The sequence below is a fragment of the Mesorhizobium sp. IMUNJ 23033 genome, from assembly GCF_044778005.1.
Taxonomy (GTDB): Bacteria; Pseudomonadota; Alphaproteobacteria; order Rhizobiales; family Rhizobiaceae; genus Mesorhizobium; species Mesorhizobium amorphae_A.
Map to the genome: position 1 here is coordinate 82,374 of NZ_JBJACT010000023.1, position 25,056 is coordinate 107,429.

23 protein-coding genes are annotated in these 25,056 nt (G+C 64.4%); 7 read left to right on the forward strand and 16 right to left on the reverse strand.

The genetic code is table 11. The features are described 5' to 3' along the window. Nucleotides 1–33: 33 nt before the first annotated feature. The 3 genes from ACFX5Q_RS23200 to ACFX5Q_RS23210 all read right to left on the reverse strand — a co-directional run bounded on the left by ACFX5Q_RS23200 (nucleotide 34) and on the right by ACFX5Q_RS23210 (nucleotide 3,256). A complete protein-coding gene (locus tag ACFX5Q_RS23200) occupies nucleotides 34–939 on the reverse strand; it encodes an allantoinase PuuE (protein ID WP_404281752.1) in 906 nt (301 codons plus the stop codon). A gap of 34 nt (nucleotides 940–973) precedes the next feature. After that, nucleotides 974–2,008 (reverse strand): pyridoxal phosphate-dependent aminotransferase, encoded by a 1,035-nt coding sequence (locus tag ACFX5Q_RS23205; RefSeq protein ID WP_404281754.1) that lies wholly within the window; start codon nucleotides 2,006–2,008, stop codon nucleotides 974–976. 261 nt (nucleotides 2,009–2,269) lie between these two features. Then, nucleotides 2,270–3,256, reverse strand: coding sequence for an aldo/keto reductase (locus tag ACFX5Q_RS23210; RefSeq protein ID WP_404281756.1), 987 nt, complete (start codon nucleotides 3,254–3,256; stop codon nucleotides 2,270–2,272). 60 nt (nucleotides 3,257–3,316) lie between these two features. Between ACFX5Q_RS23210 and ACFX5Q_RS23215 the strand changes: the two genes are divergently transcribed. Further along, on the forward strand, nucleotides 3,317–3,466 hold the full coding sequence (locus ACFX5Q_RS23215) for a hypothetical protein (RefSeq protein WP_404281758.1): 150 nt from the start codon (nucleotides 3,317–3,319) through the stop codon (nucleotides 3,464–3,466). Nucleotides 3,467–3,474: 8 nt separating this feature from the next. Here the strand turns inward: ACFX5Q_RS23215 and ACFX5Q_RS23220 are convergent, their stop codons facing one another. Further along, nucleotides 3,475–4,221, reverse strand: a complete 747-nt coding sequence (locus tag ACFX5Q_RS23220; RefSeq protein ID WP_404281828.1) for a FadR/GntR family transcriptional regulator — start codon at nucleotides 4,219–4,221, stop codon at nucleotides 3,475–3,477. Between the two features lie 113 nt (nucleotides 4,222–4,334). On the opposite strand from ACFX5Q_RS23220, the gene ACFX5Q_RS23225 reads away from it, so the two are divergent. Continuing rightward, on the forward strand, nucleotides 4,335–5,261 hold the full coding sequence (locus ACFX5Q_RS23225) for an NAD(P)-dependent oxidoreductase (RefSeq protein ID WP_404281760.1): 927 nt from the start codon (nucleotides 4,335–4,337) through the stop codon (nucleotides 5,259–5,261). Nucleotides 5,262–5,576: 315 nt separating this feature from the next. Continuing rightward, nucleotides 5,577–6,461, forward strand: a complete 885-nt coding sequence (locus ACFX5Q_RS23230) for a GyrI-like domain-containing protein (protein ID WP_404281762.1) — start codon at nucleotides 5,577–5,579, stop codon at nucleotides 6,459–6,461. 336 nt (nucleotides 6,462–6,797) lie between these two features. On the opposite strand, the gene ACFX5Q_RS23235 is transcribed toward ACFX5Q_RS23230, so the two are convergent. Next, on the reverse strand, nucleotides 6,798–7,604 hold the full coding sequence (locus ACFX5Q_RS23235; protein WP_404281763.1) for a FadR/GntR family transcriptional regulator: 807 nt from the start codon (nucleotides 7,602–7,604) through the stop codon (nucleotides 6,798–6,800). A gap of 3 nt (nucleotides 7,605–7,607) precedes the next feature. Then, entirely contained in the window at nucleotides 7,608–9,044 is a 1,437-nt protein-coding gene (locus ACFX5Q_RS23240; RefSeq protein ID WP_404281765.1) for an FAD-binding oxidoreductase, read from the reverse strand. 155 nt (nucleotides 9,045–9,199) lie between these two features. Here ACFX5Q_RS23240 and gloA point away from each other — a divergent pair, with 155 nt between their 5' ends. Continuing rightward, nucleotides 9,200–9,613, forward strand: coding sequence for a lactoylglutathione lyase (gloA, locus tag ACFX5Q_RS23245; RefSeq protein ID WP_006204247.1), 414 nt, complete (start codon nucleotides 9,200–9,202; stop codon nucleotides 9,611–9,613). A gap of 89 nt (nucleotides 9,614–9,702) precedes the next feature. On the opposite strand, the gene ACFX5Q_RS23250 is transcribed toward gloA, so the two are convergent. The 4 genes from ACFX5Q_RS23250 to ACFX5Q_RS23265 form a co-directional block, all read right to left on the reverse strand. Beyond that, entirely contained in the window at nucleotides 9,703–10,671 is a 969-nt protein-coding gene (locus tag ACFX5Q_RS23250; RefSeq protein ID WP_404281768.1) for an ABC transporter permease, read from the reverse strand. 9 nt (nucleotides 10,672–10,680) lie between these two features. Further along, nucleotides 10,681–12,183: a sugar ABC transporter ATP-binding protein gene (locus tag ACFX5Q_RS23255; RefSeq protein ID WP_404281830.1), complete on the reverse strand. Its 1,503-nt coding sequence runs from the start codon at nucleotides 12,181–12,183 to the stop codon at nucleotides 10,681–10,683. Between the two features lie 5 nt (nucleotides 12,184–12,188). Next, nucleotides 12,189–13,172, reverse strand: coding sequence for an ABC transporter permease (locus tag ACFX5Q_RS23260; RefSeq protein ID WP_404281770.1), 984 nt, complete (start codon nucleotides 13,170–13,172; stop codon nucleotides 12,189–12,191). A gap of 160 nt (nucleotides 13,173–13,332) precedes the next feature. Beyond that, nucleotides 13,333–14,415 carry a sugar ABC transporter substrate-binding protein gene (locus ACFX5Q_RS23265; protein WP_404281772.1) on the reverse strand — a complete coding sequence of 361 codons (1,083 nt, stop codon included), beginning with the start codon at nucleotides 14,413–14,415 and terminating at the stop codon, nucleotides 13,333–13,335. 199 nt (nucleotides 14,416–14,614) lie between these two features. Between ACFX5Q_RS23265 and ACFX5Q_RS23270 the strand changes: the two genes are divergently transcribed. Together ACFX5Q_RS23270 and ACFX5Q_RS23275 are read left to right on the forward strand one after the other, a co-directional pair. Next, nucleotides 14,615–16,282 (forward strand): GMC family oxidoreductase, encoded by a 1,668-nt coding sequence (locus ACFX5Q_RS23270; RefSeq protein WP_404281774.1) that lies wholly within the window; start codon nucleotides 14,615–14,617, stop codon nucleotides 16,280–16,282. Nucleotides 16,283–16,443: 161 nt separating this feature from the next. Continuing rightward, complete coding sequence (locus ACFX5Q_RS23275) at nucleotides 16,444–17,937, forward strand: aldehyde dehydrogenase family protein (protein ID WP_404281776.1); 1,494 nt, start codon at nucleotides 16,444–16,446, stop codon at nucleotides 17,935–17,937. A 223-nt stretch (nucleotides 17,938–18,160) separates the two neighbouring features. On the opposite strand, the gene ACFX5Q_RS23280 is transcribed toward ACFX5Q_RS23275, so the two are convergent. After that, entirely contained in the window at nucleotides 18,161–18,394 is a 234-nt protein-coding gene (locus ACFX5Q_RS23280) for a hypothetical protein (protein WP_404281778.1), read from the reverse strand. 270 nt (nucleotides 18,395–18,664) lie between these two features. Here ACFX5Q_RS23280 and ACFX5Q_RS23285 point away from each other — a divergent pair, with 270 nt between their 5' ends. Continuing rightward, a complete protein-coding gene (locus ACFX5Q_RS23285) occupies nucleotides 18,665–18,976 on the forward strand; it encodes a hypothetical protein (protein ID WP_404281780.1) in 312 nt (103 codons plus the stop codon). 11 nt (nucleotides 18,977–18,987) lie between these two features. Here the strand turns inward: ACFX5Q_RS23285 and ACFX5Q_RS23290 are convergent, their stop codons facing one another. The 5 genes from ACFX5Q_RS23290 to ACFX5Q_RS23310 form a co-directional block, all read right to left on the reverse strand. Beyond that, nucleotides 18,988–19,179, reverse strand: a complete 192-nt coding sequence (locus ACFX5Q_RS23290; RefSeq protein ID WP_404281782.1) for a hypothetical protein — start codon at nucleotides 19,177–19,179, stop codon at nucleotides 18,988–18,990. Nucleotides 19,180–19,232: 53 nt separating this feature from the next. After that, on the reverse strand, nucleotides 19,233–20,573 hold the full coding sequence (locus ACFX5Q_RS23295; RefSeq protein WP_404281784.1) for a PAS domain S-box protein: 1,341 nt from the start codon (nucleotides 20,571–20,573) through the stop codon (nucleotides 19,233–19,235). Nucleotides 20,574–20,972: 399 nt separating this feature from the next. Then, nucleotides 20,973–21,779 carry an ankyrin repeat domain-containing protein gene (locus ACFX5Q_RS23300; RefSeq protein ID WP_404281786.1) on the reverse strand — a complete coding sequence of 269 codons (807 nt, stop codon included), beginning with the start codon at nucleotides 21,777–21,779 and terminating at the stop codon, nucleotides 20,973–20,975. A gap of 122 nt (nucleotides 21,780–21,901) precedes the next feature. After that, nucleotides 21,902–23,251, reverse strand: coding sequence for an HlyD family type I secretion periplasmic adaptor subunit (locus ACFX5Q_RS23305; RefSeq protein WP_404281788.1), 1,350 nt, complete (start codon nucleotides 23,249–23,251; stop codon nucleotides 21,902–21,904). Next, nucleotides 23,248–24,975, reverse strand: coding sequence for a type I secretion system permease/ATPase (locus ACFX5Q_RS23310; protein ID WP_404281790.1), 1,728 nt, complete (start codon nucleotides 24,973–24,975; stop codon nucleotides 23,248–23,250). The genes ACFX5Q_RS23305 and ACFX5Q_RS23310 overlap by 4 nt, the downstream gene beginning before the upstream one ends. Between the last annotated feature and the right edge of the window lie 81 nt (nucleotides 24,976–25,056).

Genomic DNA, 25,056 nt, shown 5'->3' on the forward strand with positions numbered 1-25,056 from the left:
CCCGTTCGGCGGTCTCAAACCGCCGCACGATCCTCAGCCGCCGAACCGGTCCAGCCAATGCTGGGCAAGGTCCGAGCGGCGGCAGATCCAGATGTCGGGATTGGCCTTGATCTTGTCGAGGAAGCGGGCCAGTCCGATCATGCGGCCCGGCCGTGCCGCCAGCCGGCAATGCAGCGACACCGTCATCATGCGCGGTGTCTTTTCGCCTTCCGCCAGCAGCCAGTCCACGGCATCGCCGACATATTCGAAGAACTGGCTGCCGGTCTCCAGGCCCGAGCCGCGCGAGAAGCGGCTGTCATTGTTGTCGAAGCTATGCGGGACGACCAGATGTCGCTTGGAATCGACCTCGACGAAGTAGGGCAGGTCGTCATTGTAGTCGTCGCAATCGAACAGGAAGCCGCCATGCTCCACCACCAGCCGGCGCGTGTTGAGGCTGGGCCGGCCGGTGTACCAGCCAAGCGGACGGATGCCGGTGATCCGCTGCACGGCGTCCACCGTCATCGCGATATGCTCGCGTTCCTCGTCTTCGCTGAGCGGCGCGTAGTCGATCCAGCGCCAGCCATGGCAGACGATGTCGCTGCCGAGTGCGGCGATCGCCTTGCCGGCGTCCGGATAAAGCTCCAGCGCCCGCCCGACCACGTAGAAGGTCGGAACAATGTCCTTGGCCTGGAACAGCGACAGCAGCCGCCAGACGCCGACGCGCGAGCCGTACTCGTAGAGCGATTCCATGTTGCGGTTGCGCAGGCCCGGCACCGCCGGCGACACGGCAAGGTCCGACAGGATCGCCTCGGAGACACCGTCGCCTTCGCCGATGCTGTATTCGGCGCCTTCCTCGTAGTTGACGACGATGTTGAGCGCCAGTTTGGCGCCGCCGGGCCACTCGGCCGAGGGCGGCTTGTCGCCATAGCCGACGAAGTCACGGACGGGCAGATACGGCATGTCTCAACTCTCCCCTCGAACGCGGTCGCCAAATCTATCCATCGCGCCTGTCGATCAGGATGCGCAGCGCCCGATCCATCATCTCTTGCGGGCCGACCGTTGCGCGCAGGCAGTCCGTGAGGCCGTAGCCGCCGAGGTTGCGCACGATGAGATCGGCGCCGCGCAAGGCGCTCTCGGCGGCCTGTGCGGCAGCAGCGTCGGAGAAGCGGATCAGCACGAAATTCGTCCGGCTTTCGGGAACATCGTATCCGGCGGCCCGCAGATCATCCGCGAACCGGTCGCGGATCCCGGCCGTGCGGGCCACCGTCTCGCGCATATAGGCCTGGTCCTCGACGGCGGCGACCGCCATTGCCAGGCTCGGCGTGGTGACCTGGTTCGAGTTCTGCATCTTGCGCACTTCGGCCGCGACCGCAGGCGGAAACAGCCCCCAGCCGACGCGCGCGCCGGCCAGGCCATAGGCCTTGGAGAGCGTGCGCAGCACGACGGTATCGCCGCGCCCGACAAGCGCAAAGACCGGCCGCACATCCTGGTCGTCGAACTCGCCATAGGCCTGGTCGATCAGCAGAAGCACGTCGCCTCGCAGGGCGGCGCGCAAGCGCAGCAGTTCGGCGTTGCGGATGCGGGTGCCGGTCGGATTGCCAGGATTGCAGACGAAGACGATCCGCGTCGCCGGCGTCACGGCAGCGAGAATGCTGTCGACCGAAACGGCAAATTCCTGTTCCGCCGCCTTGATGTAGGCCGCATCGGCGCGTGCCGCGGCGGAGGCCGCGAAATTATAGGCGTAGGCGGTGCCGAGCACCTCGTCGCCCGGTCCCGCGAACGCCGCGATGGTGCAACTGATCAGGTCCATCGAGCCGGCGCCGCACAGGATCAGCTCGCGCTCGATACCATAGGCTTGCGCGATCGCCTCGCGCAGCGCCGTCCAGTCCGGGTCGGGATAGAGATGGCTGCGGGCAATCGCGTCCTGGCCGGCGGCGATCGCGCTCGGGCTGGGCGGAAAGGCGCACTCGTTCTGGGCGAGGGTTGGCCTGTCGTAACCGCCGAAATTCGCCAGCGCGAAAGCGGACATGGCCTCTATGTGAGCGGCAGCCTTCAGAGGCATTGTGGGGCCATGGGAATTTTGCTGGCGGTCATCTCGTGAACTACCCCTGCCGGACTGGCTCATCGGGCAAGCTACAATCCGCCGGCGCGTTCACAAGCAAAAACTAGCCGCGCAATGGCTCCGAAATTCTGGCCCTTGTTAGCGGCCAGCCGCAAAGGTCCGGCGCGTCATGCACCGGACGGTGTTGGGATTCGCTTGGCGCGCCAATGCAGATCCGCGCGCTGGCTCTCACCAGCGCTGATGCACATAGGGCTTGATGTCCTGGTCGTAGATGGCCCGGACCTTGTCCATGACCGCGCCGGACAGCGGCGGCAATGCCGCGGCTTCGGCATTGGAGTGGGCCTGGGTACGATTGCGCGCGCCGGGAATGACCACCGTGACCGCGTCGAACATCAAAATCCAGCGCAGCGCGAATTCGGCCATTGTCGCATCGTCGGAAACCAGCGGCCGGATGCGTTCCACCGTTGCCAGCCCGACCTCATAGGGCACGCCCGAGAAGGTTTCGCCGACATCGAAGGCTTCGCCGTTGCGGTTGAACTTGCGGTGGTCGCTGTCCTCGAATTTGGTGTCGGCTTTGAACTTGCCCGACAACAGCCCGCTCGCCAGCGGCACGCGGGCGATGATCGCCACATCGTTCTTCTTCGCCAGGTCGAAGAACAATTCCGCCGGCCGCTGGCGGAAGGCGTTGAAGATGATCTGCACGCTGGCGACGCCCGGATATTGCATCGCCTTCAGCGCCTCTTCGACGCGCTCGACGCTGACGCCGTAATTGCGGATCTTGCCTTGCTCGACGAGGCGGTCGAGGCGCCCGAACACTTCCGGATGGTAGTAGAGGTCGGTCAGCGGGCAATGCAGCTGCACCAGATCGAGCGTGTCCGCCTCGAGATAGCGGAGGCTGCGGTCGACCCAACTTGTCAGATTTTCCTGGGTGAAGCCTTCGACCGTCTGCTGCGGCAGCCGCTTTCCGGCCTTGGTGGCGATGAACGGCCGCTCGCCGCCGCGTTCCTTCATCACCCTGGCGATGAGCTTCTCGGAGCGGCCGTCGCCATAGACATCGGCGGTGTCGATGAAGGTGACGCCGGCATCGAGCGCCGTGTGCAGCGCGGCCACCGCGTCGCTGTCATTGACCTCGCCCCACGAGGCGCCGATCGCCCATGAGCCAAAGCCGATCTCGCTGACTTCGCGTCCGGTGCGGCCGAATTTCCGTGACTGCATACTCTGGTCCTCGTTTCGGTTTGTGTGGCTGGCCGAATCTTGCCCGCGGCATGTTACCGAATGGCGACGATTGACATCCGCGCCTGGCCGATTTACCAGATTACAGGGTTGTATGACAACAGTGTAAGGCCGCAAAGCTTCGCGGAATTGTGCGACATGCCGCTGATGGGCGAACTCAATCCTGGCGGCGTGGCGGAAGCCGCGACATGAGCAGCCAGTCAGTCCTGTCCGGCCTTGTCGCGCAGCGTTTCGAAACGGGCATAGGCCTTGCTGAGGTGGCTGCGCATGGCACGCCGTGCGGCATTGACGTCCCTGGCCTCGATCGCGGTAAGGATGGCACGATGCTCGTGCTGCATGCGGGCCAGGTATTTTTCCCGCTCGGCATCGGTCATCCGGTCGAGGCGTGTCCACTGGCGCGGGATCATGGCGCTGCCGAACGTATCGAACAGCCGCGTGAAATTGGCGTTCTGCGTTGCGGCAAGGATGGCGCGGTGGAAACCGAAATCCTCCTCCAGGCCGGCGCTGCCGGCGCGGACCGCGGCATCGAGCGCGTCGAGCCGGGCATTCATTTGCCGCAGCGCCTCGTCGCTGCGCCGTTCGGCGGCAAGGCCGGCCGCCTCCACCTCGATGCCCATGCGCAATTCCAGAACGCGCAGCACCTCGTCGATCGATTCGAGATCGTCCGGCAGGATGGAAAAGGTCCTCGGCGGCGGGTCCTTGGCGACGAAGGCGCCGAGACCCTGGCGCGTGGTGATCAGCCCCCTGGCGCGCAGCGAGGCAAGCGCCTCGCGCACCACGGTGCGGCTGACGCCGGTCGCAGCGACGATCTCCTGCTCGGTCGGCAACCTCTGGCCCGGCGCCAGATCGCCGGATTCGATCTGCGCGATCAGCGTGTTGACCAGCCCGCTCCTCAGATTGGGCGCTTGCGGTATGGCGTCGAAAAGCCTGGTCTCGTTTTCCGCCATCGCGGCCGACAGCCCCCGGTCCGATTCTCTGGCGAAGGATTGCATCGACGGATGCTCGCCGCAAGGTGACGAAATGCGGACCTGCGGGCGCGGGACCATGGTTGGAGGATTGCATGAAGGAACGCATCGGCTTCATCGGACTGGGCAGCATGGGCGCCGGCATGGCCGCCAATCTGCTCGAAAAGGGCTGGCCGCTGACAGTCTGGGCCCATCGCAGCCGCGATACGGTCGACCGGCTGCTGGCGGCCGGCGCCACGGAGGCGGAAAGCCCTCGGATGCTCGCCGAAGCCTGCGACATCGTCATCCTGTGCGTCACCGGATCGCGCGAGGTGGAAGCGCTGGTGAAGGGGGCTGACGGGCTGGCCGCCGCTGCGGACGGACGAGCCGCCGCCAGCAAGCCGCTGCTTGTCATCGACTGTTCGACCTCCAATCCATCCTCGACGACAGCGCTGGCCGCCGAACTCGCCGCGCAAGGCGTGACGCTGATCGACGCGCCGCTGGCACGCACGCCCAAGGAAGCGGCCGAAGGCAAGCTCGACGTCATGGTTGGCGGCCCGGCCGGCGCCGTCGCGCGCGCGCGGCCGGTGCTCGAAGCCTTCGCCGCGCGCATCGTGCACACCGGGCCGACCGGCAGCGGCCACACCATGAAGCTGCTCAACAATTTCGTCTCGATGGGCTATTCCGCCATCTATTCGGAGGCGCTGACGCTTGGCGTCAAGGCCGGGCTGACGCCGCAGGTCTTCAACAGCGTCATCTCCGGCAGCCGCATGGATTGCGGCTTCTACCAGGCCTTCTTCGACTTCGTCCTGAACCGCAACGAGAACGCGCAGCGTTTTGCGATCGTCAACGCGCTGAAGGACATGACCTATCTCGCGTCCTTTGCCCAGGCGGGCGGTGTCGCCAATCCGATCGGCGCTGCGGTGCGCAACGGCTTCGCCACCGCGGTCGCCACAGGCCATGGCGAGAAGTTCGTGCCGGCATTGTCGGATATTGTTGCGGGCCTGAATGGGGTGTCGCTGGTTGAGCCGCCGGCGGTGTGAAATCGCGTACGGCGCTCCCCCTCTCCGTCTCGGCTTCGCCGAGCCACCTCTCCCCCACGTTGTGGGGGCGAGGAACCCAAGCTTTTCAAGGCTGTAACCTCGGAGATTAGCGTTTCCTCGCCCCCATGAAATGGGGGAGAGGTGGCTCGGCGAAGCCGAGACGGAGAGGGGCCTGCGCTGCCACATGGGGACTAGGCTGCGTGAAGGCGCCAGCGGCTGCTGGCGGACACTCGTCAATCCGTGTCAAACCGCAAGATCGGTCGAGCGCGTTATGTCCGGGAGCGCCTATCTGGTGTTGCCACGGAGGACGAGACGTTGAAGGCGGCACTTGAAAACTACCATGCCCGGATGCAGCGGGTGCTGGACCACATAGACCAGCATCTGGACGACGATCTGGGCCTGGAGGCGTTGAGCGGCGTCGCGGCGTTCTCGAAATTCCATTTCCACCGGCAGTTCACGTCAACCTTCGGGGTGTCCGTGCATCGCTATGTCCAGCTCGCCCGCCTGAAGCGCGCTTCTTACAGGCTTGCCGAGAGCGACGCCCAAAGCGTCACCGATATAGCGATGGATGCCGGTTACGACGCACCGGATGCCTTCGCCCGCGCCTTTCGGCAGCGGTTCGGACAATCGCCTTCGTCGTTCCGGAAGTCTCCCGACTGGGGGTCGTGGCTCATGGCCTTTGGGCCTCTCGACAAAGCAAGGAACACGCTCATGCAGATAATCTTCGAACCCGACGACGTGACGATCCGCGATGTGCCGCCCACGCCGGTGGCGATCATGGAGCATCGCGGAGACCGGGCGACGCTCCAGGACACCATCCAGCGGTTCATCGCCTGGCGCAAAGCCGCCGGTCTGTCGCCCGAGACAAGCCCGACTTTCAACGTCTTCCGTTCCGAAAGGGAGCCCGCGGTCCCGGCCGACTATAGCATGGACATTTGTGCCGGAACCGACCAGCCGATCGAGGCGAACGACGCGCAAATGAAGGCTGGCGTGATCCCCGGCGGACGCTGCGCGGTGCTGCGCTACCCCGGCAACACCAACAATCTCGAACCCGCAGCGCTCTACCTCTACCGTGAATGGCTACCAGCTAGCGGCGAGGAAGCACGCGACTTTCCGATCTATTGCCAGCGACATCTGTCGCACTTCCCTGAGGGGCCGCTACGCGAAGTGGTCCTTGAACTCTTTCTGCCTCTGAAATAGCGCGGTGGGGATGCGGCCACCACCGGCCATGGCGAGAAGCCGGCGTTGTCGGATATTGCTGCGGGGTTGAATTGGGTGTCGTTGGCGGGGCCGCCGGCGGCGTGAAATCGCGCAAGCCGCTCCCCTCTCCGTCTCGGCTTCGCCGAGCCACCTCTCCCCCACTTTGTGGGGGCGAGGAACCCAAGCTTTCAAAGGCCGCGACCTCTGCGATTAGCATTTCCTCGCCCCATGAAATGGGGGAAAGGTGGCTCGGCAAAGCCGAGACGGAGAGGGGGCTAGCGCTGACATATGCGATTTGCCGGTTGACGACCTTACAACGAAGGCAGGACGAAACCGCTACCCCCCAACCCGCCCCCGCACAGCCTTCCGCAATCTCGAATGCCGCACCGGAGACGCCACCTCCTTCGTCGGCGCTGCAGCTTCCTCCGCCGCCTCCCCATCATGCAGCCCAACGCGCAGCGCCGCACCGGCCAGATGGTCGCGCATCGCCGCCTGTGCCTCTTCAGCGTCGCCGGCACGGATCGCTTTCAGGATGCGCTCATGCTCGCCGAGCGTGATGCGCGCCATGTCGTCGGATTTCTGCTGGTTGCCGGCGGCGAGAATGCTTTCGCGCACCCGTTCGGACACGAAAACCAGGAACTGGCCCATGTAGCTGTTGCGCGTCGCCTCGGCGACGGTGCGGTGGAACTCGAGGTCGCTGCGCAGCCAGGCAACGCTGCCGTAGGGTGCCGCGCGCATGCCGGCCAGCGCCTCGCTCATCGCCGCGAGATCGGCATCGGTGCGCCGTCTGGCGGCGAGTGCGGCGGCCTGCACTTCGAGGATGCCGCGCAGTTCGAACAGGCTGCGGAAGGAATCGGCCCGCTGCAGCGCTTCGTAGTCGATGGTCAGCACGGTCGGGTTGTTGGCATCGGTGACGAAGGCGCCGCGTCCTTGCTGCGACCAAATGCGGCCTTCCGAGCGCAGCCTTGCGATCGCCTCGCGCACGACGTTGCGGCTGACCCCGAAAGTTGTCGCCAGTGCCTGCTCGGTCGGCAGCTGGTCGCCAGGCTTCAGTCGTCCCTGCGCGATCTCGCGCGAGATGGAACTCGCGACCAGAGTCGAGAGATGCGGACCACGATTGACTTTGTCGAGCTTCAGCGTCATCGCTCACCTATAGTCGAGGGAGGATTTGGACGCCAGAATGCGGCCATTGCTCAAGATGCGGTGCGGGTCGAACGCGTCCTTGATGCCGGCCGCAAGATCGAGCGCCACCGGGTCGATGCGTTCGAGGAACGCCTTCTGCTTGACCCGGCCGATGCCGTGCTCGGCGCTGATCGACCCGCCATAGCGGTCGACGACGGCAAAGATCTGCTTTTCCGCCTCTTCGAACAGATGCTCGACCGCTTCGGCTGCCATGCCTTCCGGCGGCACGACGTTGAGGTGGATGTTGCCGTCGCCGACATGGCCATAGGTGACGGCGAGCGCGTCGGGGCGGGTCCGCTCCAGCGCCGCCAGCGCGTCGGTAACGAAATCGGCGAGCCTGGAGATCGGCACCGAGACGTCGGTGCGCAGATAGCGGCCACCGCGGCCCTGGCGTTCGACCATGATCTCGCGGTAGAGCCACAGCCGCTCGCCCTGGGCGCGGCTCGACGCCATGACGCCATCCTCGACGAGATCGGCCGCAACGGCCAGAAAATCCCTCAGCATGGCCTGGAGATCGACCAGCCCGCCGGAAGAAACCTCGGCCAGGACGTAGACCGGGTAGGGCCTGGCGAGCGGATCGGCGAAGTCCGGCCGGGCCTGCAGCGTGATCTCGATGCCGCCGCGCAGGATCAGCTCGAAGGCGGTCAAGAGGTCGCTGCAGTCGCGCCGCGCCCGCGCATAGAGCGCCATGGCGTCCTCGATCGAGCGCAGCCCGATCAACGCGGTTTCGACCTGGGTCGGCTTGGGATAGAGCTTCAGCGCCGCCGCGGTGACGATGCCGAGCGTGCCTTCGCTGCCGATGAAGACCTGCTTGAGGTCATAACCACGATTGTCCTTGCGCAGCACCTTCAGCCCGTTCCACACCCGCCCGTCGGCCAGAACCACCTCCAGTCCAAGCACGAGGTCGCGGGTCATGCCGTAGCGCAGCACATTGAAGCCACCGGCATTGGTGGCGACATTGCCGCCGATGCGGCAGCTTCCCTGCGCCCCGAAGGTGATCGGCAGCAGGCAGTCGTTCTCTTCCGCCGCGCGCTTGGCGTCCTCGAGAATGCAGCCGGCCTCGACCACCATGGCGAAATCGATCGGGCTGACCGAGCGGATCCTGTTCAGGCGCTCCAGCGAGATCACCACTTCGCAGCTGTCGGCCGCCACCGCCGCACCGACGAGACCGGTCAGGCCGCCCTGCGGCACGACCGGAATGCGCTCCTCATGGCAGCGCCGCATCAGGGCCGACATCTCCTCGACCGAAGCCGGACGCGCCACCGCCAGCGGGCGGCCGAAATGATCGCCCGACCAGTCGCGGCTGTAGCGCGCCAGATCCTCGTCGGCGGTCAGCAGCCCGCCGTCCGGCAGCACGCCGGCCAGCGTGGCGATCAGCGATGTGGGCTGCACGGCGTTCATGATCTGGCTCTGCGACCCCTCGGAAAACGGCTGGACAACCATTGTACTTGTAGTGTTATCATACAACCCTGATTAAGAACATCAAGCGAAGCCCCACCAACCGTTTGATGCGGATGATCAGACAGACAAATCGCCGAATCCGGAGGACTTTCCCCATGAGCGACGCCGCAGGCCGCTTCCGCTACATGCACACCATGATCAGGGTTCTCGACCTCGACAAGTCGATTGCCTTCTACACCGAGGTTCTCGGCATGACATTGCTGCGCCGGGACGACTATCCCGGCGGCAAGTTCACCAATGCCTTTGTCGGCTACGGCCCGGAGGACAAGGAGGCCGTCGTCGAACTGACGCTGAACTGGGGCAGGGAGGAGCCCTATGAGATCGGCACCGGCTTCGGCCATCTGGCGCTCGGCGTCAACGACATCTACGCCGTCTGTGCCGAACTCGAGAAGCGCGGTGCCAAGATCCCGCGCAAGCCCGGGCCGATGCTGCATGGAACCACCCACATTGCCTTTGTCGAAGACCCGGACGGCTACAAGATCGAGCTGATCGGCCTCGACACGATGTAGTGACCTGGGCAAGCGGAGCCGCCTCGGCGTTGCGCCGTTGCGGTCCCGTCCTGTCCGCGCTTGCTTGGGAGGCGATGCGCTAGGCTCTGTCACTTGATGACCGCGATCTTGCTGCGGTCGATGGTGATGGCGACGGCGGCGATGAGGACTGCACCGAACACCATGTTTTCCAGGAAGATGTTGATGCCGACGAAGGTCATGCCGATGCGCACGATCGAGATGATCAGCGCGCCGACCGCCGTGCGGGCGACCCCGCCCAGCCCGCCGGTGATGGCCGTGCCGCCGACGATGACGGCGGCAATCGCCGGCAGCAGCAGCTGATTGGCGAGAACCGGCGAACCGCTCGACAGCCTGGCTGCCAGCACCACGCCGGCTATTGCCGCCAGCATGCCGGACGCCGCGAAGGCGACGATCTTGGTGCGGTCGACATTGATGCCGGCGGCCCAGGCGGCCGGCTCGCCGGCGCCGACGGCGATCGCCTGGCGGCCGAAGCGCGTGTAGCGCAGCGCGAGAAAGCTGACGATGCCGATCACCGCCGAGATCAGCACCACCACCGGCACCCCGGCGACCGTCGCATTGATCCAGGCGGTGTTTTCGCGCCCCGCTTCCTCGATGGTGATGGCGCGGCCGTCGGACACCCAGAGCGCGATGCCGGTCACCACGCCGCCCGTGGCCAGCGTCGCCACGAAGGACGGCACGCGCAGCTTGACATGGACGATGCCGCTCAGCATTCCGAAGGCAAGACCGGACAGGATCGCCACCGGAAAGGCGGCGAGCCCAAGCGAGGGCAGCAACTGCGCCAGGATGACGCTGGCCAGCGAGGCGACGGCCTGGATCGACAGGTCGATGCCGCCGAGCAGGATGGCGAAGGTGACGCCGGTCGCCAGGATGAACAGCACCGCTGTGTTGGCGAACAGCAGCGCGGTCGTCTCGCCGGTCAGGAAGCCGGGCGCGGCGATCTCGATGATCAGCAAGAGGGCGACAAGCAGCACCAGCGGTATGGCGCCGTGCGTCCACTTGCTGTCGAGGAAGGGCCTGAGTGAAAAGATCTCATTCATCGGCCTGCCTCACACCATCGCCCGCAACAGGTCGACCTGCTTCGGCTTGTTTCCCGGACTGGCGTCGAAACGCGCGGTGATCTCGCCGTCGCGCATCACCAGCACCTGATGCGACAGGCCGATCGTCTCCTCCAGCGTGTCGGAGATCAGAAGGATCGCGACGCCCTGCTCACAGAGATCACGAACCAGCTCGTAGACCTCTTCCTTGGCGCCGACGTCGAGACCCCGTGTCGGATGGTCGAGCACGAGGATGCGCGAGCCCGCCGTCATCCAGCGCGCCAGCACCACCTTCTGCTGGTTGCCGCCGCTGAGCTTGCGGCAGGCGGCATCGGGGCCTGGCGCCTTGATGCGCAGCCGCTTGATCCAGTCGGCGGCGAGCCGCCGCTCCTTGCCATAGTCGATCGCGCCATGGCGCATCACGCTCGACAGGTCGGCCAGCGAGATGTTCTCCGCGATCGACAGGAACATCACCAGGCCTTCGAGCCGCCGCTCGCGCGGCACATAGCCGATACCCTTGCGCACGGCCGGCTCCGGCGAGCCGAAATGCACCGCCTCGCCGGCGATCTTCAATTCGCCCGCGCTGTGCTGGAGCAGTCCGCCGATCGTACGCGTGACCTCCTCGCGGCCCGAGCCGACGACACCGGCAATGCCGACGATCTCGCCGGCGCGGATCTTGAGATCGACGCCGCGATAGGCGCCGGCGGCACCCAGTCCCCTGGTTTCGACCCGGATCTCGTCGCGCGGCTGCTGCTGGCGGGCCTCGCGGTAATATTCGGCCTGCAGCCCGCGACCGACCATGATCTCGTGCAGTTCCGGCGCGGTGACGTCGGCGGTGCTGTGTTCGGCGACCACCGCGCCATCCTTCATCGTGTAGACGCGGTCGGAGATCGCCAGCACCTCGTCGAGGCGATGCGAGACGAAGACGAAGCTGGCGCGGGATTTGAGCGCGCGGACGCGCGCGAACAGCACCTCGATGTCGGCGCCGTTGAGCACGGAGGTCGGCTCGTCGAGCAGGATCAGCAACGGCCGCTCGACCATTTCCTCCAGGGTCAGCGCCTTGGCCAGCTCGACCATCTGGCGCGCCGCGAAGGTGAGCTCGGAGGTGCGCCGGGTGACGTCGATGTCGACGCCGATCTTGGCAAGCTGGCGGCGCGCCGCACTGTTCATGGCACGCCAGTTGACGATGCCGAGACGTGTGAAGCGGTTTTCCTCGCCGAGATAGATGTTCTCGGCCACCGTCAGGTTGAGCACCAGCGATTGCTCCTGGAACACCATGCCGATGCCGTGTCGTACCGCGTCGCGCGCATTGCGCAGCTTGAGCTGTTCGCCGTCGAGGGTGAGGCTGCCGCCATCCGGCCGATAGGTGCCGGCCAGCACCCGCATCAGCGTCGACTTGCCGGCGCCGTTCTCGCCGATCAGCCCGACCACTTCGTTCGGCCGAACCTCGATGCTGACGTCGCGCAAGGCGTGCACGCCGGGAAAATTCTTGATGATATTGGCGGCGCGCAGCATGGCGTTCACTTGACGATCTTGAGGCGGACGCGGTCGAGCGACAGCGCCACCGCGGCGATGATCATCAGGCCCTGCACGGTCTGCTGGATGTAGGGCGAGATGCCGAGCAGGATCATGCCGTTGGCAAGCACGGTGACGATCAGCACGCCGATCAGCGTGTTGACGACGCCGCCTTCGCCACCGGTCAGCGCCGTGCCGCCGACCACGACGGCGGTGACCGCGGCAAACAGCCTGCCGTCGCCGATGACGGCGTGCGACTGGCCAAGCTGGGCGGCGGCAAGCACGCCAGCAATGCCGAAGAAGAAGCCGGCGAGCGCGAAGGCAGTGATGCGCACGCCTGTGACGTTGACGCCGGAGAGCTTGGCCACATCCTCATCGCCGCCGATCGCCAGAATGTGGCGCCCGAGCTTCGTGTAGTACTGGATGACTGCGGCGAGCAGGAATGCCCCGGCGGCGACCCAGACCGCCAGCGGCAGGCCGAGCAGACGGGCGAGCGCCAGCTCGCGGATCGAGGCGTCGTTGAGCCGGATCGCCGAGCCGCCGAGCATGTAGACCGAGAGCCCAAGGCCGATGAACCACATGCCGAGCGTCGCCATGAAGGAAGGAATCCGCAGCACTGTCTGCACAAGGCCGCTGACCAGCCCCATGGCGGTGCCGGCCCCGATGGCCGCCAGCACCGCCAGCCAGCCATAGTCATTGCCGTTGCTGTCGTTGGCGGCGAGCAGCACCACCACCATGGCCGCCACCGACAGCGTGCCTTCGACCGAAAGGTCGATGCTGCCCATCAGGATGATGAAGGTCAGCCCCATCGCCATCGTCAGCGGCACGGCCGCGGAATTGGCGACGCGCACGAGATTGCGCAGCTCGATGAAATTGGGATTGGCGACAGAGATCAGCACGCACAAGGCGATCAGCACTGCCAGCGGTGCCAGGCTGCGCCAGCGCCTGCCGCCGAACAGGGCGGCGATACGGCCGGGGAGGAGTGTCATAAGCGTTGTCCGCTCGATGTCCGAAACGGACTTCATGGGTTCTGTATCGATTGTCAAGAAACCGCTTCCCGTCTGCAGAACGGCAGTCGCCGAGCAACGCACGACGCCTGCAAAAGGGAGCGGGCCGCCGCCAGGGAGAAAGCGGGCCCGCTCCAATGGGTCAGGTGCGGATCGCTCCGGTCACTCGACCCCACAGATCGTTCCAGTCCACTGTCGGTTGTGCCTCGACATTGGTCTTGTAGTATTCCTCGACATTGTCGTGCGAAATCAGCACCGCCTTGCCGTAGAATTCGCGGTGCTCCGGCGGTTCCTTGGTGGGATCGAACTTGCCGATCTTGGCGTTGTAGCCGATGGCCAGGCCCATGCCGCCCTGCCAGAACGGATCCGAGGTCACGGTGCAGGCGAACTCGCCCGTGCGCACCGCGTCGACCGCCGTCTTGATGCCGTCGACGCCGACGATCGGCACCTTGCCGGCGAGGTTTTCGGCGCGCAACGCTTCGAGCGCGCCGGAGCCCATGTCGTCATTGGCGGCCCAGATGCCCTTGATGTCGTCGCCGAAGCGGGTGAGCAGATTGCCCATCAAATCGAAGGCTTCGGTCGATTTCCAGTTGGCGACCTGGAAGTCGAGCAGCTTGATGTCGGGATTGGCGGCAAGTGCCGCGTCGAGGCCCTTCTTGCGTTCGATCGCCGCAGTGGTCGAGATCAGGCCGCCGAGCGCCACGATGCCGCCCTTGCCGCCGATCGTCTTGAACAGGATCTCGGCGATGGTCTTGCCGCTCGAGATGCCGTCGAACTCGATATGGGAGACATAGTTCGGATTGAAGTCCTTCGGGTGCAGGTCCGGCGGCTTGTTCCACTGCGTCACGACATAGGCGCCCGCCTTGGCGCAGGCCTCGACGATCGGCCGCGCATCCGGCGTGTCGTTGGGGTCGGAATTGAGCACCATGTTGCCGCCGGTCTTGGCCAGCATGGCCTTGATATTGGCGATGCCCTTCTCGCTGTTGCCTTCCGAAACCAGCGTCACATGCTCCAGCCCGACAGCCTTGGCGTAGGCCTCGGCGCCGGTCTTCCAGACGGCATGGTAGGGGTTGGATAGCGAGCGGATCGACGTCACCAGCGTCGGCTTGTCCTGCGCCCGCAAGACACTCGGCATCGCGACGGCCGCCAGGCCGGCGGTGGCGCCCATCATCAGCGTCCGGCGGCTGACCATGCCGGAACGCGCGGAAATTGTCCTGTCCTTCATTCTCGAACCTCCCAGTTGAAATCGGTGTTTTTCCGATCGGCGACATGCGCGGGGAGCGCCGGGCTCTTCGGCAGGGGTTGCCAAGTTCCTCCACTTGTACGACAACCATTCAACACGGCAACCATACCCTTTCTCTTGACGCGGCACAAGGGACTTGAGATCGTTGGGCGCGCCAGGGCCGGAAGCAACGGGAGGAAAAATGCCGGACTACATCATCGTCGGCGGCGGCTCGGCCGGCTGCGTTCTTGCCGCAAGGCTGAGCGACGATCCGGACCTGTCGGTCGTCCTGCTGGAGGCCGGCCCGCCCGACACCGACCGCTACATCCATTTGCCCGTAGGCTTCTTCAAGATGACGTCCGGCCCGCTGATCTGGGGCTACGAGACGGCACCCGGCAAGATGATCGATGGGCGCACCATGGTCTATCCGCAGGCCCGTGTTCTTGGCGGCGGCTCCTCGATCAACGCCCAGGTGTTCACCCGCGGCTGTCCGCAGGACTATGACGGATGGGCGACCGAGGACGGCTGTGCGGGGTGGAGCTATGCCGAGGTGCTGCCGTATTTCCGGCGCTCCGAGGGCAACGACACCTTCGCCGGTCCGCAGCACGGCATCGAGGGGCCGCTCGGCGTTTCCAGCGGCACGCCGCATCCGCTGACGCGCGTCTTCATCAGGGCCGCACAAGAAGCCGGCCTTCCGTTCAGGGCCGACTTCAATGCCGGCGAGCAGGAAGGCGCCGGCTTCTACCAGACCACGACGCGCAACGGTAAGCGCAGCAGCACGGCCGTCGCCTATCTCAAGCCGGCGCTTGGCCGCAGGAACCTCGAACTGCGCACCGACGCCACGGTCAGCCGCATCGTCGTCGAGAACGGGTGCGCGATCGGCGTCGAGATCATCGTCAACGGCCGTCCAGAACTGCTGCGCGCCGGGCGCGAGGTGATCGTCACCGCCGGCGCCATCGGCTCGCCCAAGCTCTTGATGCTGTCCGGCATCGGCCCGGCCACCCATCTCGGCCAGCATGGCATCGAGGTCGGCCACGACCTGCCCGGCGTCGGGCAAAACCTGCATGATCACATGGATGTCGACGTCGTCGCCGAGCTCAACGGTCCGCACGGCATCGACCGCTACAAGAAGAAGCGCTGGCAGGCGGTCGCCGGCCTCGAATATGCGCTGTTCGGCAAGGGGCCGGTGGCGTCCAACATTGTCGAGGCCGGCGCCTTCTGGTGGGGCGACCGCACCGAGAAGACCCCCGACATCCAGTTCCATTTCCTGCCCGGCGCCGGCGTCGAGGAAGGCATCGGCTCGGTTCCCGGCGGCAATGGCTGCACGCTGAACTCCTACCATGTGCGGCCTCGCTCACGCGGCAGCGTCACGCTGAGATCGGCGGACCTGCGCGCGCCGCCGGTCATCGATCCAAACCCGTTCGCCGAGCGCTACGATCTCGAGCGCGCCGTCGAGGGCATCGAGATCAGCCGCGAGATCCTGTCGCAGCCGGCTTTTGCGCCCTTCATCCGGCGCGAACACCTGCCGGGGGTGGGGACGAATGGGCGCGCGGCGCTGGAAACCTTCGCCCGGGAGCACGGGCGCAGCGCCTACCATCCGGTCGGCACCTGCCGGATGGGCGGTGATGCGAAAAGCGTCGTCGATCCCGAGCTTCGCGTGCGTGGCCTGCAGGGCCTGCGCGTCTGCGACAGCTCGGTGATGCCGCGCATCGTCTCCTCGAACACCAACGCCGCCGTCATCATGATCGCCGAAAAGGCGGCGGATCTGATCGCCGGGCGCACGACAGCCGCCACGGCTTCGCCGCCACGCGAGTCTCGCTCGTCTCGAACCAGGGAGCGGGGTGGAAAGCCTGTGCCGGCTACTCACTGAGAGGCTCCGGCGGTGCAAGCAGAGCACCTGCGCGCCGCGGAAAACGCTCAAGCCGGCGATCGAATCCGGGGCGCCGTCAGGTCGACGCCCCCCGCGATTGCCTTTGTTTGAATGACGGTCTTCAACTAGGCTGAGTCCATGCGAAAATCGGGATTTGCAAGATGACGGTATCGGCCAGAGATTTATCCTTGCGCGCCCCCATCGACGGCCGGCATCGCAAGATGCTGATCGACGGCAAATGGTGCGATGCCGCAAGCGGGCGCAGCTTCGAGACGCGCAATCCCGCCACCGGGGCGGTGATCGGCACAGTGCCGCAAGCCGATTCCAAAGATATCGACCTGGCGGTCGCCGCTGCCCGCCGCGCCTTCGAGGGGCCGTGGAGCCGGTTCAAGCCCTATGAGCGCCAGCTTCTGCTCTTGAAGATTGCCGATCTCATGGAGCGCCATTGGGAGGAGATCGCGCTTTCCGACACCACCGACATGGGCATGCCCATCGCCCGCACGCTTGCCAACAGGAACCGCGTGCTCGGCATGCTGCGCTTCTATGCCGGCATGGCCACGTCCATCCATGGCCACACGATCGGCAATTCGCTGCCCGGCGACATCGTCTCCTACACGCGCAAGGAGCCGGTTGGCGTTGTCGGCGCCATCATTCCCTGGAACGCACCGACCGCCGCTTCGATCTGGAAGATCGGCCCGGCGTTGGCCACCGGCTGCACCATCGTGCTCAAGCCCTCGGAGGAGGCGCCGCTGACGCCGCTCTTGATTGCTGACCTGATGCTGGAAGCGGGCGTGCCGGACGGCGTCGTCAACATCGTCACCGGCACGGGTGCGGAGGCCGGCGCGCCTCTGACCGCCCATATGGATGTCGACAAGCTGGTCTTCACTGGCTCCACCGCCACCGGCCAGAACATCCTGCGCGCTTCCGCCTCCAACATGAAGCGCGTCTCGCTCGAGCTTGGCGGCAAGTCGCCGGTGATCGTCTGCGCCGACGCCGATCTCGAACGCGCCGTGCCGGTCGCGGCGATGTCGGTCTTCGCCAATTCCGGCCAGATCTGCATCGCCGGTTCGCGGCTGTTCGTCGAACGGCCGATCTATGAGGAATTCGTCGAACGGGTCGCCGCCTTCGCGGCAAAGCTCCGGATCGGCGATGGCGCCGATCCGGCGACCGAGATCGGGCCGCTGATTTCGCTCCGCCAGCTCGAACGCGTCACCGGCTTCATCGAGGACGGCACGCGGCAAGGCGCCAGGCTGCTGACCGGCGGTACGCGCATCACCGAAGGGGCGCTTGGCTCGGGAAATTTCATCACGCCGGGCGTTTTCTCCGGCGTGACCGACGACATGCGCATCGCCAGGGAAGAGATCTTCGGCCCGGTCATCTCGGCGCTGCCTTTCGACACGCTGGACGAGGCGGTGCGGCGCGGCAACGACACGCCCTATGGGCTTGCCGCCGGCGTGTTCACGCGCGATGTCGGCAAGGCGCATCAGCTGGCCAACCGCCTGCGCGCCGGCTCGGTCTGGGTCAACACCTATCACGCGCTCGACCCGGCGGTGCCGTTCGGCGGCTACAAGATGAGCGGCTACGGCCGCGAGGGCGGGGCCGAGCACCTGGACGAATATCTGAACACCAAGGGCGTCTGGATCAGGACCGACTGAGAGCCACGCGTTCAGCGCCGACGAAGCGGCGCAGAGGCAAGCCGAGATAGAGGACGCGACCTGGAGCAATTCCAGGAAAAGTGCGTAGCGGTTTTCCGTTCGGAATTGCGTCAAAACAAAGAGATAGAGCAATTCCAGGAAAAGTGCGTAGCGGTCCGGAATTGCGTCAAACAAAGAGATAGAGCGGTTCGGCGTTTCCGTGAAACGATGAACCGCTCTAGGCCTACTCAGCCGGTCCGTCGGTAATTTCGGAATTGGGCAGGATGCCAAAGTCCTGGGATTTGGAACCTTGCGCCGCCGTCAAGAACCCATCTGAGTCGAGGCCGCGCCGCAGCAATTCTCGAACCGCGGCCGAGCGGCTTGGCATGCGTTTTTCAAAACGCCAGTTCTCCAAGGCTGCCAATTCCTCGGCCGTCAGCATGATCTGAAGTCGTTCGGGTCGTTCCAAGTCAGCCATTGACGCCTCCCATCGCCGGAAACGAAAACGAGACAAGTTAGTATTTCGCTCAGTGACAGTAGAGTTAGTGCTTGCCACCTTTGTCGTCAAGAGTGTTGGTGCAGCGACCGGCGTACAAGTCCGACGATGAGCGACAGGCGTCTATTGAGCGATCGGCGCACTCTGCTAAATAATTGATTATAATAGATAATTATGAATATTTTTCTTGCAGTCCGATCCCGCAAGGCGCATGTTTTATCTCAAGGAAATCGGTCCTGAAAGGGCTTTCCCATGCGCTATGGATATTCGGTTCAATTGCGGGAAGATCTCAATGTTCAGGTCCTGACGGCGCTGCACGCGCGAGGCGTAGTCAACGTCACCGCCGTGGCCGAGGAGGTGCGGCGGAGCAATCTCTCCGAAAACATTGCGCTTGAAGACGTCGAGTGTCTTGTCGTGCAAGTGTCCCAATTCTATGGCGCGCCTATGGAATTTGATGGCCTGACCGCCATTGTCGAGGGATGCGGCCCGCTGCCCAACGGCGAACTGGCCGAAAACGGCAGTCTCGGCGTCCAGGATGAGCCAGCTGAACCCGGTCTCCGCTAACGTCGCCTCGCCTAGCGAGGCAACTGGCCCGACCGCTTCTTCAACAGTCGGGCCTCGCGCAGCAGGGAACTGCGATTGGTGCCGATCAAGGCGATCAGCTCCCACGCCTGGTCAAAGGTGATGCCAGTCTCCGCCGCCAATGAGCGTGCCAAGGAGGTCTCGTCACGCACCTTGCGGGCATGGTTCTGTGCGTCGTCGTCCATGGCCAGTCCTCCCTTCATACGGAGAACCTCAGGCAGGGACGATGGTTCCCTCACTATGCCAAGGCGGCGGCGAAGGACGTCTCCACGGAAGACATCGGCGCCTCGAGCGACCAGACGACCCCCTGTCTGTCGAATTCCAGGCTGCTTGTGCCCCTCAGCGCCTGGGGCGCGACGCGCTTGAGGACGACCGTGCCGAAACCCTGGCGCGCCATGCCGTCGACGACAGGCCCGTCCAGTTCACGCCACACCAGGCGGAACATGCCGGCGCCGTCGGCTGCATCCGTCACCTGCCATGCGATTTCGACCCGTCCCGCCTGGTGCGACAGGGCGCCATGCTTTGCCGAATTGGTGGCAAGCTCGTGAAAGGCAATGCCGAGATACTGCACCGCGTTCGGTTCGAGCACGATCAGCGGTCCGTTCACCGAGACCCGGTCCTGCGCGGCAAACGGTCTGATCTGCGCCCCGACAAGTTCGGCGACCGTGGCGCCGCGCCACTCGGCGTTGACGAGAAGGTCGTGGGATTCCGAAAGCGCCATGATCCGCTCGCGCACCTGGTCGAGGAAAGCCTGCGGCGTGCTGGCCTTCTTGGTGGTTTCGCGGATCATCGAGATGATGACCGAATACTGGTTCTTCACCCGATGGTTGACTTCGCGCATGAGCAACCGGATGCGCCGCTCGCTTTCCTTGGTAACGCTGATGTCGCGCGCGATCTTCGAGGCGCCGATGATGCGGCCGATGCCGTCGCGGATTGGCGAAATGGTGAGCGACACTGGAACGCGCGAGCCGTCCTTGCGCTGCCGGACCGTTTCGTAGGACGGCACACGCTCGCCGGCGCGTATGCGGCTGATGATCGAGACTTCCTCGTCAAGATGGTCGTGCGGAATGAGCATCGTCACCGGCCGGCCGATCGCCTCGGCGGGCGTGTAGCCGAACAGGCGTTCCGCCGCATCGTTCCAGCTGGTGATGATGCCGTTGATGTCCTTCGAGACGATCGCGTCCATCGACGATTCGACGATCGCGGCAAGGCGCGTCCGGGCCTCGTCGGCCTGCGTCTGAGTGCGTAGGTCGATCAGCGTGTTCATGGCGCCCACGACATTGCCCTTTTTATCGCGCAGCAAGACCGGGTGCGCCCTGAACGGTATCAGCTCGCCGTCCGGCCGTTCGGCGATCGCCTGGCCCCAGCGGACATCCCGCTCTTCCAGCAAGGCGATCGCCATCGGGCATTCGCTATGCTCCATGATGCGGCCGTCGAGGTGACGGAGCTTCCAGGACCCGCACCATTGGTCCTTGCCGAGGACCGGGCGATGCCCCCAGAGTTCAGCCGCCGCTTCATTGAAGAACGTGATGTGGCCCTGCTTGTCGGTCGTATATACAGCGACGGGCAAACCCTGCATCAGTTCGGCAGAGTTCCCCGGAAGCCCACCCGCCTGCTGAATGAAATTCAAGTGCAATCTCACAGTTCGAGCAATAGGCTGCCAGCCCTGACGGACCACCAGCTAAAGCTAAAATGCGCGTCGCGCGTTTCGGTTCCGGGTCAGCGTTTTACTTTGGCGCGGCTCGGGAGCGGTGGAATGCGAACCGCTCTGCATCCGGATCGGGGCCGGTCCTGATCTGGGGCGTGGACTCATAAGCGCGTAGCCAAATGCGGATCGCTTGCAAGTCAATTTGCGGATCACGGTACCCGCCAGACAGGAGCAATCAATTCTCGGGAAGCGGCAACGGTGTGTCACTCAAGGTCCGCAGGTAAGCGATGAGGTCTGCTCGCTGCTTCTCGTCCTGCAGACCCGGGAAAATCATATCTGTTCCGGGCAAAGTGAGTGCGGGGTTTGAGATAAAAAAATTGAGTTCCTCAAAGGTCCACCAGCGTCCTTTAGACTTGACGAATACTCGACATCGCTTTGCGAAGCCTTCGGCCGCCCTACGATGCCCCACAGATTGGCCTTTTTGGAAACCTTGACCCCCGGCGCTGCAAGATGACAAGCCCCGCACGTTCTGTCGAAAAATTCTTTGCCCAATTCAGCGTTTGCCGACGCAAGTCGTGCCGAAATCGGCGCTAGGGCCGGTCGTCCGGCGCCATGACTGCGCAAGTAGGCCACGACGTCGTCGTGACCACTGAGCTTGGCCAAATGTATGGGCGGACTTCCATTCGATGTCAGTGCGTTGACCTCTGCTCCAGCTTCCACAAGATGGATGACGCACTGAAGGCAGCCATTCTCGGCAGCCACGTGCAGCGGGGTCTGGGCTTTGGCCACCTGATTTGGATTGGCCCCATTATCGAGCAACAGCTTCACGATGTCAGCGTACCCACCCTTGTTGGCGGCGTAGAGTGGCGTTCTTTGCCAACTGACGGGCAGGTTAACGTCCGCCCCACGATTGATCAGAAGTTTTGCCAATTCGACATTTCCGACTTCGCAGGCGATATAGAGCGCCGTAACACCGTCAACTTCGTTAATCGCGGCGCCTTTGTCCAAGGCGGAAGTCACCGCTGCGACGTCGCCATTCCTGACAAGATCACCTAAGTTGCTCGCCTGGGCGGGCAGTGTAAAAAGCCAAAGGACCCACGAAGCCCTTATCACCCACATGCGTCCCCGCTTGATCATTGTATCCTCCCTGATGAGGGTGCTGGCGACAACGCCCGAGCCGGCGGAAGGGATTTTAGATACCATGCCCATTTATGAGTTCACGCCCTAGCCAGATAGAGAACTCGTTGGGCGGCCTGCGGCTATTTTTCCCGCATCGCGCGGCGGAAGTTCTGCGTGATCGGCTCGGCGAGGTAGGAAAGCACGGTGCGAGCACCCGTCCGGATCATCGCCTCGCTCGACATGCCGGGCAGCAGCTTGCGGCCCTCCAGCTTGGCGAGTTCGCTCTTGTCGATCAACACGGTCGCGGCGAAATACGGTGCCCCGCTGCGCTCCTCCACCATGCGGTCAGCCGACACGATCTCCACGACGCCATCGAGTGGCGGCAGGTTGTAGCGGGCAAAGGCGGGGAAGCTGACGCGCGCGGGCTGTCCGGGGGCGATCGTCTCGACATCCTCTGGTTTGACCATGGCCTCGACCACGAGTTGCTGTCCGAGCGGCACGACCGTCATCAATGTCTCACCTGGTTTCACGACACCGCCCGCCGTGTGGACCTTCAGGTCCATAACGATGCCGTCGACTGGTGCGACGACATCGGTACGGGTAAGCACGTCCTTGGCGGAACGCTCCTGCTGTCTGAGGTCAAACAGCTCCGCCTCGACCTTGCTGAATTCCTCGACGGCCTGGTTCAGCCGCACTGTGTTGAGGTTCAGAATCTGCATGTCGATCTCGGCCATGGCGCTTCTGGCACGAGCGATTGCCGCGACGTTGGTAGCGCGCTCCCCCTCGATCTCCCGCTGTTGTCGTCTGAGCAACAGCTTCCGCTCGCGGGTGGTCAGCCCCTTTTTTAGCAGGCTCTCAAGGTCTTTGGTTTCACCCTCGATCGCCTCGATCTGCTTGTCCTCGGTGACGATGAGCTCCTCCAGTCCCGTTATCTCTCCCTCGATCTGGTGACGGCGCTGGCCGAGAATTTCCCGCTCGTCTTTCAAATTGTGGTGCTTCGCCGCGAACACGTCACGCTGTGCGGCCAGCGCGTCCTTTACTGCGGTGGCGGGATTTGCGAGCAGCCTCGGATCAAACTCGATCTCGGCCTTGCCGTCACGCTCAGCCCTGAGACGCGCGGCCAGCGCCTCACGCGTTGCTATCCGGTTCTGAATCAGGTCAAGCTGCGCCGTTGCCTGTGTGCTGTCGAGCCGGATGAGGATCTTGCCCGCCTTGACGATATCGCCGTTGGCGGCGTTCAACTCCGCGATGATGCCGCCCTCGAGGTGCTGGATGAGCTTGCGGTCGCCGGCGACCTTGATGACGCCTTGTGCCACCGCGGCGCTGTCCAACGGTGCCAGCGCCGCCCACCCCCCGGCCACGCCGAAGAACAGGAACATGATCGCGAACCCGGTGCGAGTCACACCCGTGATACGGAGGGGTTCCGGCTCCAGGAGGGAGGGCGGCGCGACGGGTAACGGCACGACGTTAATATCTGTTCCCGTTTTCATGCCTGGTTCGCTACTATGGCTGGCATCTGACGCACCTTGCGGATGCGCGCGGTGAGCTCGTTGAAGACATAGTCACGTGGACCGTAGAGGTCTTGTTGGCCCCGGTTGATGACCAGTATCTTGTCAACTTTCTCGATGATGTTCGGTCGGTGCGCGATCAGGACAACGGTCGTACCCGCCGCCTTGATTGTACCGAAGGCTGCAATCAATTCGTCCTCGCCCTCGCGGTCGAGGTTGGAATTGGGCTCGTCCAGGATGAGGAGTGCCGGGTCTCCGTAGAGCGCCCGCGCCAACCCGATGCGTTGGCGTTGCCCGCCTGACAGCACCGCGCCGGATTCGCCGATCTCGGTAGCGTAACCCTTCGGCAGTCTTTTGATCAGGTCGTGAACTCCCGCCAACTGCGCGGCCTTGACTACGTTGTTGAAGACTGCGGGGGTGAGCTTGGCGAAGCGGCAGATGTTTTCGGCGACGGTGCCGGCGAAGAGCTCGATGTCCTGCGGCAAGTAGCCGACATAATGACCACGGTCCTCCGCCGCCCATTGGGCAACGTCCATGCCGTCCAGCAACGCACGTCCCCCGGATGGACGCCAGGCACCGGCCAGTATTCGCGCCAGACTCGTCTTGCCGGCCGCGCTGGGGCCGATCAGCGCCATTGCTTCACCCGGCTCGAGGTGGAAGCTGATCCCCTTCAGGATATGCTCGCCTCCCTGTCGGGCAAGCACGAGGTTGTCGGCCTCGAACCTGCCTTTCGGTCGTGGCAGTGGCAGAACCGGGGTGGCCTCCGGGTGCTGTCCGGCGCCCGCGGCGAGACGCCGGTAAGCGGCACGCGCTCCGACCGTCGCCTTCCATGTGCCGATCGCCTGCTCGACCGGGGCCAACGCGCGACCCATCAGGATTGAAGCAGCGATCATGATACCGGGTGAAGCCTCGTTTTGCAGCACTAGGTAGGCACCGAGGCCGAGGACGGCCATCTGGAGTGCCAGCCGGAAAGACCGCGCGAGGGCCGAGATAGCGCTGGATCGGTTACTGGCGAGAGATTGCCCTCTGTTTGCCTCGTTCTGCTGGGCCTTCCAGCTCTCGAGCAGGGGATTCAACATGCCCATGGCCTGGACGACCTCGGCGTTGCGGATCGTTTGCTCGGCCTGCATGTAAGCCCGCGTCTGGGCGATCGCGGCTTCCGCCATTGGTTTGCGGGTCAGGTACTCGGTGAGCAACGCCAGCGCAAACAGCACGATACCGCCGCAGGTTGCCAGCCAGCCCAACCAAGGGTGCATGAGGAAAATAGCGCCTAGGAAAATCGGTCCCCAGGGTGCGTCGAGGATCGGGTAGATGCTCGGGCTGGTGAAGAAATTCCGCACCTGGTCGAGGTCACGCAGCGCGCGGGCGTTGACCTGACCGGGGGCCGAGGCGGCGTATTCAACCGATGCGGTCAGGAGAACCGGGGCCAGCCGACCGTTCAGCCACGTCCCGACTTTAGCCAGAAGACGCGCGCGCACGACCTCCAACCCCGCCATTGTCGCGAGCGCCGTCGCCGCCATCAATGACAGCACTACCAGTGTTTCCAAGCTGTGGCTGCCCAACACGCGGTGATAAACTTGGAGCATGTAGAACGCCCCGGTCAACATCAGTATGTTGATACCAGCGCTGAACCAGATAAGCGGCTTGATAGCGCGCTTAGCCTCTTTCATCACTGTTTGCAGGGCGGATGGCTGCGGGTTTTTCATCGTTAATATCTCTGCCCCGGCGGGTTAAGAGGGGGGCCGGTCAATCAAAATTTGTGTCCTGTCAAGGGGGCAGCGTTTAAC

Excerpts from the sequence above, each read along its gene's own strand:
- ACFX5Q_RS23300 (WP_404281786.1), bottom strand. The coding sequence starts at position 21,779 with ATGATCAAGCGGGGACGCATGTGGGTGATAAGGGCTTCGTGGGTCCTT.
- ACFX5Q_RS23265 (WP_404281772.1), bottom strand. The coding sequence starts at position 14,415 with ATGAAGGACAGGACAATTTCCGCGCGTTCCGGCATGGTCAGCCGCCGG.
- ACFX5Q_RS23205 (WP_404281754.1), bottom strand. The coding sequence starts at position 2,008 with ATGTCCGCTTTCGCGCTGGCGAATTTCGGCGGTTACGACAGGCCAACC.
- ACFX5Q_RS23305 (WP_404281788.1), bottom strand. The coding sequence starts at position 23,251 with ATGAAAACGGGAACAGATATTAACGTCGTGCCGTTACCCGTCGCGCCG.
- ACFX5Q_RS23280 (WP_404281778.1), bottom strand. The coding sequence starts at position 18,394 with ATGGCTGACTTGGAACGACCCGAACGACTTCAGATCATGCTGACGGCC.
- ACFX5Q_RS23225 (WP_404281760.1), top strand. The coding sequence starts at position 4,335 with ATGAAGGAACGCATCGGCTTCATCGGACTGGGCAGCATGGGCGCCGGC.
- ACFX5Q_RS23295 (WP_404281784.1), bottom strand. The coding sequence starts at position 20,573 with ATGCAGGGTTTGCCCGTCGCTGTATATACGACCGACAAGCAGGGCCAC.
- ACFX5Q_RS23250 (WP_404281768.1), bottom strand. The coding sequence starts at position 10,671 with ATGAATGAGATCTTTTCACTCAGGCCCTTCCTCGACAGCAAGTGGACG.
- ACFX5Q_RS23220 (WP_404281828.1), bottom strand. The coding sequence starts at position 4,221 with ATGGCGGAAAACGAGACCAGGCTTTTCGACGCCATACCGCAAGCGCCC.
- ACFX5Q_RS23275 (WP_404281776.1), top strand. The coding sequence starts at position 16,444 with ATGACGGTATCGGCCAGAGATTTATCCTTGCGCGCCCCCATCGACGGC.
- ACFX5Q_RS23200 (WP_404281752.1), bottom strand. The coding sequence starts at position 939 with ATGCCGTATCTGCCCGTCCGTGACTTCGTCGGCTATGGCGACAAGCCG.
- ACFX5Q_RS23285 (WP_404281780.1), top strand. The coding sequence starts at position 18,665 with ATGCGCTATGGATATTCGGTTCAATTGCGGGAAGATCTCAATGTTCAG.
- gloA (WP_006204247.1), top strand. The coding sequence starts at position 9,200 with ATGAGCGACGCCGCAGGCCGCTTCCGCTACATGCACACCATGATCAGG.
- ACFX5Q_RS23310 (WP_404281790.1), bottom strand. The coding sequence starts at position 24,975 with ATGAAAAACCCGCAGCCATCCGCCCTGCAAACAGTGATGAAAGAGGCT.
- ACFX5Q_RS23270 (WP_404281774.1), top strand. The coding sequence starts at position 14,615 with ATGCCGGACTACATCATCGTCGGCGGCGGCTCGGCCGGCTGCGTTCTT.
- ACFX5Q_RS23240 (WP_404281765.1), bottom strand. The coding sequence starts at position 9,044 with ATGAACGCCGTGCAGCCCACATCGCTGATCGCCACGCTGGCCGGCGTG.
- ACFX5Q_RS23210 (WP_404281756.1), bottom strand. The coding sequence starts at position 3,256 with ATGCAGTCACGGAAATTCGGCCGCACCGGACGCGAAGTCAGCGAGATC.
- ACFX5Q_RS23215 (WP_404281758.1), top strand. The coding sequence starts at position 3,317 with ATGGCGACGATTGACATCCGCGCCTGGCCGATTTACCAGATTACAGGG.
- ACFX5Q_RS23255 (WP_404281830.1), bottom strand. The coding sequence starts at position 12,183 with ATGCTGCGCGCCGCCAATATCATCAAGAATTTTCCCGGCGTGCACGCC.
- ACFX5Q_RS23235 (WP_404281763.1), bottom strand. The coding sequence starts at position 7,604 with ATGACGCTGAAGCTCGACAAAGTCAATCGTGGTCCGCATCTCTCGACT.
- ACFX5Q_RS23260 (WP_404281770.1), bottom strand. The coding sequence starts at position 13,172 with ATGACACTCCTCCCCGGCCGTATCGCCGCCCTGTTCGGCGGCAGGCGC.
- ACFX5Q_RS23290 (WP_404281782.1), bottom strand. The coding sequence starts at position 19,179 with ATGGACGACGACGCACAGAACCATGCCCGCAAGGTGCGTGACGAGACC.